The sequence below is a fragment of the Candidatus Methylomirabilota bacterium genome (assembly GCA_027293415.1).
GTDB lineage: Bacteria > Methylomirabilota > Methylomirabilia > Methylomirabilales > CSP1-5 > CSP1-5.
In genome coordinates, this window is sequence record JAPUFX010000102.1 from 70,865 (window position 1) to 83,166 (window position 12,302).

The 12,302-nt window shown below is 58.3% G+C and carries 14 protein-coding genes; 12 read left to right on the top strand and 2 right to left on the bottom strand.

Annotated elements, in window-relative coordinates; translation table 11 throughout:
- Positions 1 to 19: 19 nt before the first annotated feature.
- Positions 20 to 745, bottom strand: a complete 726-nt coding sequence (gene rnc / locus O6929_07800) for a ribonuclease III (GenBank protein ID MCZ6480290.1) — start codon at positions 743 to 745, stop codon at positions 20 to 22.
- A gap of 18 nt (positions 746 to 763) precedes the next feature.
- Positions 764 to 955, bottom strand: coding sequence for a hypothetical protein (locus tag O6929_07805; GenBank protein ID MCZ6480291.1), 192 nt, complete (start codon positions 953 to 955; stop codon positions 764 to 766).
- Positions 956 to 1,298: 343 nt separating this feature from the next.
- Here O6929_07805 and trxA point away from each other — a divergent pair, with 343 nt between their 5' ends.
- The 12 genes from trxA to O6929_07865 all read left to right on the top strand — a co-directional run bounded on the left by trxA (position 1,299) and on the right by O6929_07865 (position 12,269).
- Complete coding sequence (trxA, locus tag O6929_07810) at positions 1,299 to 1,631, top strand: thioredoxin (protein ID MCZ6480292.1); 333 nt, start codon at positions 1,299 to 1,301, stop codon at positions 1,629 to 1,631.
- Between the two features lie 171 nt (positions 1,632 to 1,802).
- On the top strand, positions 1,803 to 3,305 hold the full coding sequence (gene trpE / locus O6929_07815) for an anthranilate synthase component I (protein MCZ6480293.1): 1,503 nt from the start codon (positions 1,803 to 1,805) through the stop codon (positions 3,303 to 3,305).
- 156 nt (positions 3,306 to 3,461) lie between these two features.
- A complete protein-coding gene (locus tag O6929_07820) occupies positions 3,462 to 4,025 on the top strand; it encodes an aminodeoxychorismate/anthranilate synthase component II (protein MCZ6480294.1) in 564 nt (187 codons plus the stop codon).
- A 64-nt stretch (positions 4,026 to 4,089) separates the two neighbouring features.
- Complete coding sequence (gene trpD, locus O6929_07825) at positions 4,090 to 5,172, top strand: anthranilate phosphoribosyltransferase (GenBank protein MCZ6480295.1); 1,083 nt, start codon at positions 4,090 to 4,092, stop codon at positions 5,170 to 5,172.
- Between the two features lie 99 nt (positions 5,173 to 5,271).
- Complete coding sequence (gene trpC, locus O6929_07830) at positions 5,272 to 6,075, top strand: indole-3-glycerol phosphate synthase TrpC (protein ID MCZ6480296.1); 804 nt, start codon at positions 5,272 to 5,274, stop codon at positions 6,073 to 6,075.
- The gene (locus tag O6929_07835) at positions 6,059 to 6,676 is read left to right on the top strand and encodes a phosphoribosylanthranilate isomerase (protein ID MCZ6480297.1); all 618 of its coding nucleotides are present in this window, start codon (positions 6,059 to 6,061) and stop codon (positions 6,674 to 6,676) included. Before trpC ends, O6929_07835 begins: the two co-directional genes overlap by 17 nt.
- On the top strand, positions 6,673 to 7,923 hold the full coding sequence (gene trpB / locus O6929_07840) for a tryptophan synthase subunit beta (GenBank protein ID MCZ6480298.1): 1,251 nt from the start codon (positions 6,673 to 6,675) through the stop codon (positions 7,921 to 7,923). Before O6929_07835 ends, trpB begins: the two co-directional genes overlap by 4 nt.
- Positions 7,924 to 7,945: 22 nt before the next feature.
- Entirely contained in the window at positions 7,946 to 8,740 is a 795-nt protein-coding gene (trpA, locus tag O6929_07845; protein ID MCZ6480299.1) for a tryptophan synthase subunit alpha, read from the top strand.
- Positions 8,741 to 8,748: 8 nt separating this feature from the next.
- The gene (locus O6929_07850) at positions 8,749 to 10,545 is read left to right on the top strand and encodes a GAF domain-containing protein (GenBank protein ID MCZ6480300.1); all 1,797 of its coding nucleotides are present in this window, start codon (positions 8,749 to 8,751) and stop codon (positions 10,543 to 10,545) included.
- Positions 10,542 to 11,312, top strand: coding sequence for a 3',5'-cyclic-nucleotide phosphodiesterase (locus tag O6929_07855; protein ID MCZ6480301.1), 771 nt, complete (start codon positions 10,542 to 10,544; stop codon positions 11,310 to 11,312). The genes O6929_07850 and O6929_07855 overlap by 4 nt, the downstream gene beginning before the upstream one ends.
- A gap of 10 nt (positions 11,313 to 11,322) precedes the next feature.
- Complete coding sequence (locus O6929_07860) at positions 11,323 to 11,790, top strand: GspH/FimT family pseudopilin (protein MCZ6480302.1); 468 nt, start codon at positions 11,323 to 11,325, stop codon at positions 11,788 to 11,790.
- Positions 11,787 to 12,269, top strand: coding sequence for a hypothetical protein (locus tag O6929_07865; protein MCZ6480303.1), 483 nt, complete (start codon positions 11,787 to 11,789; stop codon positions 12,267 to 12,269). The genes O6929_07860 and O6929_07865 overlap by 4 nt, the downstream gene beginning before the upstream one ends.
- Positions 12,270 to 12,302 lie beyond the last annotated feature (33 nt).

Genomic DNA, 12,302 nt, shown 5'->3' on the forward strand with positions numbered 1-12,302 from the left:
ATTACACAAAATCATGTGGTCATTCCGAGGATGAACCCAAAATATTGGGGTCTCTCCGTATGATGGCCATGGCGGCTCGCGCTGCAGACCGCTCGGCCTCCCGTCGACTTCCCCCTTGACCCGTCGCCAGTTTTTGTCCTCCCGCCGCTACTTCGACCTCGAAGCGAGGCGCATGTGGAGGGCCCCGGTGCCGAAGCAAGCGGTACCGCGGGACTACTCTGAGAACGGCCTGCAAATACATTTGGAGTTCAGACTTATGATCAAGAGTGTCGTCGGGCTTGCACAGGGGAAGCAGATGCTGCTTGAGGAAGGTGCGAACGGCGGCGAGCCCTCGATCGAGATAGAGAGCGGCCACGACTGCTTCAAAAGCTGCGGCACGCACCGAAATTCGCTCGCGGCCCCCCGGCTCCTCCCCCTTGCCAAGCCGGAGCAGTGTGGGTAGCCCTAGTTGAGTCGCTGCGCGCGCTAAGGTCGTGCGATTCACCACACTGGCGCGAAGTCGGGTGAGTCTGCCTGGAGCGAGATCGGGATGGCTCTGGTACAAATGCAGGCCAAGGAAAAACGTAAGGATCGCATCACCCAAAAACTCCAGACGTTCGAAGGTCCTCCCCTCTGCACCCACCGAGGGGTGCGTAAGCGCAGCACGCAGCAAACCGGGCCTGCGGAAGCGATGGCCGAGCCTCCTTTCGACCTCATGCAACCACCAATCCGTTTCCCGGTCTTTCTGGTACCGTCCCACGGGCATGAGATTACTCCCTTAAGGTTAAAAGTCTTTGCATGTGAGCGAGCGGAAGTAGATGACAAAGCCGACCGCGACCAGCACCGAGAGGAGACCAATTCCGAGGGCTCCTATCTCCCCCGTCTTGGCATAATCTTTTAACTCCCAGATCCCAAAGAATATAAAGAATACAATGGCGCTGGAAATCAAAATCTTATGAGCAGTCTTGATCCGCACCAGTAGACCTCAAGGATGGAACACCGAAAACCGCCTGTTCTCGTTAGGGTTCCCCAGACGTCGGCAGCACGGCATACGCCCAATTCCAGATTCTACAGCTGTATTTTGCGTGTTGTCCAGATCTGTGAGATGCTATGAATCCTCCTAACACAGGAAATGCGCGTGTGAACCGGACGTTTCATTTGCCTCGGGTCTCTTCGAACACGTTTAAGGAGCTACCACCGGTTTCGTGCTTCAGGACATGTTGAAAGATTACAGAGTCTTGACAGGAAAGGGAACCTGGGGATATCATCGGCTTCCAACCACAAATGCGTAGATAAGATAATTCATTCAGGGGGAAAACATGGCAACCGAGAACGTTGTACAGGTAACCGATGCAGATTTCAAGCAAAGGGTAGTTGACGGTCAGGGGCTCACGATCGTCGATTTTTGGGCGGAGTGGTGTGCCCCCTGCCGCATGATTGCACCCATTCTTGAAGAGCTGGCCCAGGAGTACGCCGGGAAAGTGACAATCGCGAAGCTGAATGTTGATGAAAACCCCCAGACGGCGGCTCGCCTTGGCATTCGGAGCATCCCGACCCTCCTGTTTTTCAGGGGGGGTGAGCGGGTTGATCAGGTGATTGGAGCAGTTCCCCGCGGAGTGATCCAGTCAAAAATCGGCGCCCACCTCGACTGATTTCGTCGGTCAGTTGCGGACCAGACTTTCCCCCAAAATGTTTGTGTTCGCACCCTTGCCATCAACCTCGACTAGTTTGTGTGCGAAGTACGCAAGACCTGGAGCGGAATGGGTCTTGACATTTCCTTTTATTTATGCTAGGTTATCGTTCACTCTCTCGAGGTTTTTACTATGTATTACCCGTCCCGTGAGCAGTTTAAGGCAAAAACCCGAATCGGGAATCTCATCCCGGTCTATCGGGAGGTTCTGGCCGATACTGAGACGGCGGTTTCGGCCTTTTTGAAGATCGGAGGGGGGAAGTATGCTTTTCTGCTCGAGAGTGTCCAGGGAGGAGAGAAGTGGGCCCGCTATAGCTTCTTGGGTCGCAACCCCTCTTTGGTGATCCGAAGTAAGGGACGGGAGGGGGAGATACTGCGATCTGGCTCACCGCCAGAGAAGAGAATCGTCACGGATCCCTTGGATCTCGTGAAGGAAGTACTCAGCGTTTATCGACCTGTAAAAGTGGACGGTCTTCCCCGGTTCTTCGGCGGCATGGTCGGGTATCTCGCCTATGACGCGGTCCGCTTTTTCGAGGCCCTGCCTGACCTCGCCAAGGACGATCTGGCGCTACCCGATGCCCTGTTCCTTCTCACGGATACACTACTCATTTTTGACAACCTGAGTCAGCGGATTCAGGTCGTATCCAATGCTTTTGTACCGGACACAGCGTCGAGTACGGTAGACGCCGCTTACGATCTTGCTCTCTCAAAGATCGAAGCGCTGGTCGCTGATCTATGCAAGCCTCTGGATCGGGCGATGATCGCTCCGCTGCCGTCCCGATCGTCTGAGGTGAAGTCGACCTTTACCCGTGAGGAATTCTGCCAGGCAGTCCGCAGATGCAAGGATTATGTGGAGGCGGGGGATATTATCCAGGCAGTCCTCTCGCAGCGGCTTGAGGTGAAGACAGTTGCTCAACCCTTTGACGTCTATCGGGCTCTGAGGATCGTTAATCCCTCGCCCTACATGTACTTTCTGCGCTTGGGAGATCTCTCGCTGGCAGGAAGCTCCCCTGAGGTCTTGGTCCGGTTAGCAGAGGGGGAAATCGACCTTCGCCCCATTGCGGGGACCAGGCCACGGGGCCGGGACGAAACCGAAGACCGTGTCCTGGAAGCGGAGCTCTTAGGGGACCCCAAGGAACGGGCGGAGCATATTATGTTAGTGGATCTTGGGCGTAACGATGTGGGCCGCGTCGCGGTGCCGGGGAGCGTAAAGGTGAACGAGCTCATGGTGATCGAGCGCTACTCGCATGTGATGCATATCGTATCAAATGTTCGGGGCCAACTCGCGGAAGGCCGGGACGTCTTTGATTTACTCCGAGCGTCGTTCCCGGCCGGGACGGTAACGGGGGCTCCGAAGATCCGCGCCATGGAGATCATCGAAGAACAAGAACCGGTCAGGCGAGGTCCATACGCAGGGGCGATCGGCTACGTTAGCTTTTCAGGTAATATGGATATCTGCATTACCATCCGGACAATCCTGTTCGCCAAAGAACGGGCCTGGATCCAGGTGGGAGCTGGGATTGTGGCCGACTCGGAACCGGAGCGGGAGTACCAGGAGACCTTGAACAAGGCGGCGGCCATGCTTCGGGCGATCGAGATGACGGAGGGAGGCCTGGACAGTTCGCCCGTGATCTGATGAGCGTTGACGGCCCGACTGTCTTCGACCCTGAGGCTCAGACCCGAAGGGAGCTCGCCGAAGTCCGACGACCGGCGTAGCGCGTAGCTCGTTGCTTTTCGACATTGGACGTTGGACCATAGACCGTAAAATGTGAACCGTGAACTGTGAACCAACATGATCCTGGTAATTGACAATTACGACTCGTTCACGTTCAACCTGGTTCAATACCTCGGGGAGCTCGGTGAAAAAGTCCGGGTGGTCCGGAATGACAAGATTACTCTGAAAGAGGTGGAGGAGCTCCGACCTGCCCGGATCGTTATTTCTCCCGGTCCCTGCACCCCAAAGGAGGCAGGGGTTTCTTGCGGAATCATCAGTCACTTTGCTGGCTGCATTCCCATCCTGGGGGTCTGTTTAGGACACCAGTGCATAGGGGCGGCCTTTGGCGGAAGGATCGTTCGGGCCGGACGCCTCATGCACGGGAAAACCTCTCCGATCCACCATGACGGGCGAACCCTCTTTCGGGATCTTCCGAATCCCTTCGAGGCGACCCGCTACCATAGCCTGCTGGTCGAGCGAGAGAGCCTTCCCGCCTGCCTGGAGGTTTCGGCAGAAACTACCGAAGGTGAGGTGATGGGGCTTCGCCACAAGGACCACTTGGTAGAGGGAGTCCAGTTCCACCCCGAGTCGATCCTGACCGCTGTTGGGAAGGACCTTCTCAGGAATCTCCTCAGGCTGTGAAGCAGTCACTTTTCAGCACCGGAGTCAACGGACGAGCAGCTGATTACTGATTGCGAACTGCTGGATGGCTGATGCGATGATCGTTGAGGTACTCCAGAAGGTGGTTGGGCGGCAGGATCTCAGCCGGGATGAGGCCTACATGGTCATGGAGTTTCTTATGACCGGTCGCGCATCCGATGCCGAAATTGCGGCCTTCCTCACCGCTATGCGGATGAAGGGTGAAACGGTGGAGGAGCTCTGCGGCTTTGTCCAGGTTATGCGGGGAAAAGTGACCGCTGTTCACACTCGGTACTCAGGGGGTCGGGCCGCCCCCCGTCCCGGCGATCGGATGCTCGTGGATACCTGCGGGACGGGGGGAGACGCGAAAGGAACTTTCAATATCTCCACGGCAGCCGCATTTGTGGCTAGTGGGGCAGGGATTCCAGTTGCCAAGCATGGCAACCGCTCTATCTTCGGGTTGTGCGGCAGCGCCGACGTCATCGAAGCACTAGGTATCTCCCTCGATCTCCCCGCCGAGCGGGTAGGCCGATGCATCGATGAGGTCGGGATCGGATTTCTTTTTGCGCCCCTGCTTCACCAGGCGATGAAGCATGTGATGTCGACTCGCCGCCGGATCCGGATCCGGACCCTGTTCAATATCCTTGGCCCGCTCACCAATCCTGCCGGGGCCTCTGCTCAGGTGATCGGAGTCTCTGAGGCAGGCCTCACTGATATTTTGGCCGACGTTTTAAGAGAGCTGGGTTGCTACCGGGCCTTTGTCGTTCATGGGAAGGAGGGCCTCGACGAGATCTCTACTGTCGGGGAGACCAAAATCTCCGAGGTGGTAGAGGGACGGATCCGAACCTTTTACGTTCAGCCGGAGGACTTTGGAATTCCCCGAGGAACGCTGTTGGACCTCCAGGGGGGTGATGCGACCACAAACGCGGAGGTCATACGAAAGATCCTTCAAGGGGCCCGCGGGCCTAAACGGGACATCGTTCTCGTGAACGCGGCTGCCGCCATAGCAGCTGGCGGGGGAGCGCAAAATATTCAGGGCGGGATCGCAGCTGCAGAACACTCTATAGATAGCGGAGCTGCCTGGACAAAATTGGAGAAGGTGGTAGCCTTCTGTCACCAAGAAGGCGGAACTGTACACAATCAGCCATAAGGAGTCATGTATCAGCAAGCAGGAATTGGCACCGAGGAGCGCTGAGCTGACTACTGACAGCTGATCGGTGATGGCCCATAGGAACGGCCGAGGGTGAGAATGATTCTGGAAAGGATCGTAGAAGCAAAGCGAGAAGAAGTAGCCTCCCGAAAGGCAACGGTCCCGCTCCGAGATCTCCAGGCTCAGATTCAAGATCTTCCGCCCCCACGCGACTTTCACCATGCCCTCCAACGCCGGTCACGGGGTGGGGGAATCCGGTTGATCGCTGAAGTGAAGCGTGCATCTCCGTCGCAGGGGATCATTCGCCAGGATTTCAACCTCGAGCAGATCGTGCACGCCTATTCGGGGGCCGGGGCGGTGGCACTTTCCGTTCTCACCGACGAACCCTTTTTCCGGGGGAGTCTCCACGATCTGGCACAAGTGAAGGCGATCGTCTCCCTTCCGATCCTGCGCAAGGACTTTATCCTCGATCCGTACCAGGTATACGAGACCCGTAGGTCCGGCGCCGATGCTATCCTTCTGATCGCAGCTCTCTTGGACACCCAGCCGCTGCAGGACCTTTTAGGCCTCTCGCAGGAACTGGGACTGCATCCCTTTACCGAGGTTCACAATTCGGAGGAGCTCCATAGAGCTGTGGCCGCCAAGGCGCCCATCGTGGGAATAAATAATCGGGACCTTAAGACCTTTCATGTGTCTCTCGAAACGACTTTCCTGTTGCTCCCGGAAATTCCGCCAGATCGGGTAGTGGTCAGCGAGAGCGGCATCACTGACCGAACGGAAGTTCGTCGCCTCGAGGCGGCCGGGGTAGATGCCATCTTAGTCGGGGAGGGACTGCTCCGAGCCCGAGATGTAGCGGCGAAGGCCCGAGAACTCTTGGGGACGGAGCATGAGGGTTCGCGTTAAAATCTGTGGCATAACCAACAGGAGGGATGCGGAGCTCGCAGCCGAAGCGGGCGCCGATGCCCTCGGGTTTATTTTCGTCCCGGACACCCCCCGGTACGTCGATTCGGACACGGCTCGGGGAATCATCAAAGATCTTTCGCCCTGGATCACCCCGGTGGGGGTCTTTGCCGATCACCCCATCGAGGAAGTCGAGCGTCTCATGCACCACTGTGGCTTCCTGACAATCCAGCTTCACGGTCTCGAGTCTCCGGAATATTGCCGTTCCCTCACAGGATCGGTCATTAAGGCCTTTCGCGTCGGCGGGGGCCAAGGTCTTCCGGACCTTCAGGCATATCGTGTCCAGGCGTATCTACTAGACACTTTTGTTGAGGAAAGAGTAGGAGGGACCGGTAAAACGTTTCCTCTTGAGCTAGCGACACGCGCAAAAGCCTTCGGACATGTGATTGTCTCTGGAGGCCTCACCCCAGGAAACGTGGCACAGGTGATTCGGAAGGTCGGTCCGCATGGTGTAGATGTTTCAAGCGGTGTGGAGGTGGAACCAGGCCGCAAAGATCCTCAGAAAGTTCGGGATTTTGTAGCACGCGTGAGGGAGGAAGGATGAGCTGGCACTTTCCAGATCCTAGCGGACATTTTGGCCGATATGGGGGACGGTACGTTCCCGAAACCTTGATGGGACCCCTTGAGGATCTCGAGCGGGCATACCGCGAGGCCCAACAAGATCCAGGGTTTCAGGCGGAATTGGACTATTATTTGCAAAGATACGCGGGCAGGCCCACTCCCCTCTACCTTGCCCGGCGTCTCACAGAGAAGCTAGGCGGAGCAAAGATCTATCTCAAAAGGGAAGACCTCTGCCATACTGGCGCCCATAAAATTAATAACACCCTCGGACAGGTGCTGCTGACCTGCCGGATGGGAAAGCGGAGAGTGATTGCGGAAACAGGAGCAGGACAACACGGGGTGGCGACGGCGACGGCAACAGCCCTTTTTGGCCTTGAATGCCAGATCTACATGGGGACCGAAGACATGCAACGGCAGGCCCTCAACGTGTTTCGGATGCGGCTCCTGGGGGCCGAGGTGAGGCCGGTGGAAGCGGGAAGTCGGACGTTAAAAGACGCCATCAACGAGGCGATGCGGGACTGGGTCACGAATGTCGATCACACTCACTATGTCCTAGGGTCTGCCCTCGGGCCTCACCCCTTCCCCATGATGGTGCGCGATTTTCAGTCGGTGATCGGCCGTGAAGCCCGGGCCCAGATGCTGGAGGCAGAGGGACACCTTCCTGATACGCTGCTCGCCTGTGTGGGCGGGGGCTCGAACGCCATTGGCCTGTTTTATCCGTTCATCGAGGATAGCGATGTCCGGATGATCGGGGTCGAGGCGGGAGGGTTAGGAATCGAATCGGGAAAGCATGCTGCTCGCTTCGCCGCCGGAGAACCCGGGGTCCTTCACGGGACCCTGAGTTACGTTCTCCAAGACGAGAATGGCCAGATCCGAACCACCCATAGTGTATCGGCGGGCCTCGACTACCCCGCGGTGGGACCCGAGCACACCTACCTGAGGGAGATTGGCCGCGCAGAGTATGTTTATGTGAGCGACCAGGAGGCCCTCGAGGGATTCCGACTCCTTGCGGGCCTGGAAGGCATCATCCCGGCCCTTGAATGTGCCCACGCGATTGCCTACGCGACCAAACTAGCTCCGGAGATGGGAGCGGACAGCACGCTGCTGATCAATCTTTCTGGCCGGGGTGACAAGGACGTTGAGCTCGTGTCTGGGTTAATTGATGCTTCACGAGCAGCAGGTGACAAAGAGCAGGTCGGGCCCTTCCAAATGGGCAGCCACGAGGCCTGAACGCGAAACGCAAACAAAAGTGATGAATCGGATCGATCAACGCTTTCAGGAAATCCGGGCGAGCAAACGAAAGGCCTTAATACCCTTCATCACCGCAGGGGATCCGGATTTCGCGACCACCCAGGAAATGGTCTGGGCCTTTGAGGAAGCAGGGGCAGATCTGCTCGAGCTCGGTGTCCCCTTTTCCGACCCCCTGGCCGACGGGACTACGATTCAGCGAGCTAGTCAACGGGCCCTCGAACACGGAGTCACACTCAAAGGGGTTATCGCCTTGGTGGACCGGATCCGTGTGCGTTCCCAAATCCCTGTGATCCTCATGAGTTACGTCAATCCGATCCTTCGCATGGGTGCTCAAGAGTTTGCGACACGGGCGGGTAGTGTGGGGGTGGATGGAGTTGTCATCCCAGACTTACCTCCTGAAGAGGCGCAAGAGATTCCGAGGTGTTGTGAAGCTTCGGGGATTCATACGATTTTCCTGGCGGCACCTACGAGTACCGATGCCCGACTCCGCCAGATCGTGGAGTGTTCTCGAGGATACATTTACTACGTTTCCCTGAAGGGGGTGACGGGGGCGAGGGATACCGTTGAGGCAGGTCTCGAAGGCTCCCTCAATCGCCTCCGACGGTTGACCGACAAGCCTATTGCCGTTGGCTTTGGCATCAGCACACCCGCGCAGGCGTCCACGGTGGCTCGGCTCGCCGATGGGGTGATCGTTGGATCGGCCATCGTCGAGCGTATCGAGCGAGGCCGCGGAAAGCCAGGTATGGTCAAGGAAGTGGCCGGATTTGTCCGAGCCTTGAAGCAGGCCGTACAGTAGGAGGAGAGGTGCGTAAGCATCAACAGGTCCGAAGGACAGGGCGGGAATCCCAAGGGACGATACGACGGCTCCTCACCCTCTACCAGCGGCAGATCAACCATCAGCAAGAGCAGATCACCGCCTTGGAGAACCACATCGGGGCCCAGGAACTCCGGGTCAGACTTCTCCAAGGGATCCGGCGGGTCTCCACCTCTACTTTGGAACTCGGCTCTCTTTTCCCTGTCCTTCTCGAGATGGTTCTCGATGCGGTGGCTGCCGATCATGGGTCCCTACTCCTGATCAATCCGGACGAGAAGAGGGTTCTCTTCGGAATCCAGGGGGCAAAAAACGGGTCTGCGATGCCTCTTGGAAATGTCTCCCTCAAACAGGGCTACCGCAGGCAGATCTTCACGGGTGGCCGGACCACACTCCTCAAAACGCTGACGGCCCCGCCACCTGGCTGGGAGATGCCACGCTTCAAGGGAGGCCGAGCGTCTCTTCTTGTCATCCCTCTGCAGATCTCCGGACGCATGATTGGTTTGCTCGAGTTGCTCCGCCCACCGTCAGCCCCTCCCTTCCACCTCCAGGACGCAGAGCTTCTCACGACCGTAGGGCACCAGCTCGGGATGGTCATGGAGAATGCCAGGCTCTATTCTGAGGCGTCAAAACAGGTAGGGCAATTTTCAACTCTCATGGAGCTGAGTGCCATCTTGAACTCCACCCTGCAGTTCTCGGAGGTCCTGAGGCGTACGGTCGAGGCCGCTACCCGTCTCATGGAGTGCGAAGTTGGGTCTCTCCTCCTCCTGAACGAAGACGGTGACGAAATGGTCTTTGAGGTGGCTTTAGGAGAGCGGGGGGGAGAGGTGAAGGAGGTCCGGCTCAAAGTCGGAGAGGGAATCGCCGGGTGGGTTGCCAAAACGGGAAAACCAGCCGTCGTAAACAGTGTGGACCGCGATGCCCGCTTTCTCCGCCGGGTCGACGTCCGTACGCATTTCACAACGCGGAACATGATCTGCGTACCCCTCAAGAGCCGGAATCGGATCATCGGGGTCCTTCAGGCAATTAATCGGTTAAGCGCTCGCCCTTTCACGGTCGAGGATCAGCGCCTATTTGAATCCCTGGCCCGCCAGGTTGGTATCGCCATCGAAAACTCTCGGCTCTATGAAGAAGTGAAGACGACCTTTTTCGGCACGGTGGCGACACTGGCCGAGGCAATCGAGAAGCGGGATCCGTATACGGGGGGCCACGTACGGCGTGTTGTCGAGGTCTCCCTGATCCTCGGAGAAGAATTAGGCTTAAGTGTCGAGGAGATGGAAACCATCCATCTCTCTGCCATCCTCCACGATGTGGGGAAGATCGGCATCCGGGACGGGGTCCTGCAAAAGCACGGGCCGCTCTCCCCAGAAGAGATGGCCCACATCCGCGAGCATCCAGAAATCGGGGCGGAGATCCTCGCTCATATTAAGCAACTCGAAGCGGTGATCCCGGCTGTGCGGTATCACCAGGAGCGCTGCGATGGACTGGGGTATCCAGAGGGCTTGAAGGGAGAAGAAATCCCTCTGGCGTCCCGGGTGATCGCCGTTGCCGATACGTTCGATGCGATAACCACTGACCGCCCATATCGGCCACGATTGAGCGACGAGGCGGCCGCCAACGAGATCGAACGAGGCGCCGGGACACAATTTGACCTGGATGTGGTCGAGGCTTTTCTCCGCGCCTATCGGCAGGGACGGATTAGCTCGGCAGCGTTGTGGGTTCTGCAAAAGGGGGCTGGGGAGCAAAGGGGTATTATGTCCGTCCAACGGGTATCCGAGGGGATTCCATGAGGTACCGGGTTCTTGGATGCTCTGGAGGTGAGGCCCCGGGGTATCACCTCTCTAGCTTCCTCGTGGATGATACCGTGCTCATCGATGCGGGGTCAGTGTGTGCTGTCCTGGAGATTCCGGCTCAGTTGAAGATCGAGTCGGTCCTCCTGACCCACTCTCACTTGGATCACGTCCGGGGGCTCTGCCACCTGGCGGACAACGTATTTGGGCGGCGCGACCGACCAATTTCCGTTTACAGTATCGAGCCGGTCCTCGAGGCACTCAAGACATCGCTGCTCAATAACGTATTGTGGCCCGACTTTACCGAAATCCCCAACTCCCATATGCCGATCCTCGATTTCCGGGCCATCTCCGAGGGCACGGCGACCCCTCTCGGCCATTTCCGGGTTACCCCAATCCGTCTCTCGCATACGGTGGTCAGCCTCGGCTATCTCCTCGAGGGGGATTTCGGGACTCTGTTGCACCTCGGAGATACCGGTCCCACGGAGGCGGTCTGGCACATGGTGAAGGGGATGCCGAATTTACGGGCGGTCATGATCGGGACCAGTTTTCCCAACCGGCTGCAGCACCTGGCCGACCTGAGCGGACATCTCACACCTCAGGGTCTGAAGGGGGAGCTTGCCAAGGGCGATGTGAAGGCGAGCGTCTATGTCTACCACATGAAACCCCCATACGTCTCAGAGATCGCTGAGGAGCTCAAGCAGCTTGTCCCGGAGTGTCATATCTTGGAAGAGGGAAAGGAATACTCGTTCCCGCCGATCCCATAGAGGTCTTCCGGTGCGTGGAGGCCAGCGAGGGGTCACCCTCATAGAGATCCTGATAATCGTCACCCTCTTGGTGGTTATGGCGGGGGTGGCTATGCCCTGGTTCCTCGGGGTCATCGAGTCTTACCGGCTTCGGGTGGCGGCCTGGGAGCTCGCGGGAGACCTGCGCCTGGCCCGCCAGAAGGCGGTCACCACCCAAGTGCGGCACCGCATCTGTCTTTCAGGCTGCGACAGTCCGGTCCCCAAGGGAGGTTATCTCTTGGAGCGAGAAGAGGCACCCTTATGGAAGCTGGATGTGGTGCGGGCCGATCTCCCCGATGGGATAGCGATCAGCGACAATGCGGGGGGCAAGTTCACTTTTGAGGCGAGAGGGGGAGTCAACGGCGGCACCACTACGTTGACCAACGAGACGGGAAGCTTCCAGGTGGTGGCCGCGCCTTCTGGCCGCGTCAGGGTGTGCAAGGTGGGGGACTGTCCATGAGGAATCCGCTTCGCGGCATGGCGGGCCTTACCCTGCCCGAGGTTCTGCTGGCAACCGTCATCATCACGGTGGGGATCCTCGGGGTCGTGGGCCTCTTTCCCACGGCCTTACAGAATATCCAATACGGGGGGCACATGAGCCAGGCCTCCTCCCTGGCCCAGGCAATGATCGAGAGAATTCGAACCGAGCCCTTTGGCACCGTGTTCAAGTATCACGACCTGGACACGCGGAATGAACCACCGAGCGGTCTTCCTGCATCCGTCCTCGCTCACTTCACCCAGTGGACCAACAACATCGCCCCTGCGAGTCCGAGCGGTGCCCTCCCGCAGGGCAGAGGCACCATTGCCGTCGCGACAGTGCCGGGGTTGCCCGACCTCCTGCGGGTCACCGTCACCGTGACGTGGCAGGAGCGGGGGAGCCAAACCATCACCTTCGTGACCTACGTGGCCCGCTATGGCTGGACAGCGAGATCGATCTAAAGGACTGCGAGGCGAGGCGGGGTTTAGCCTTGC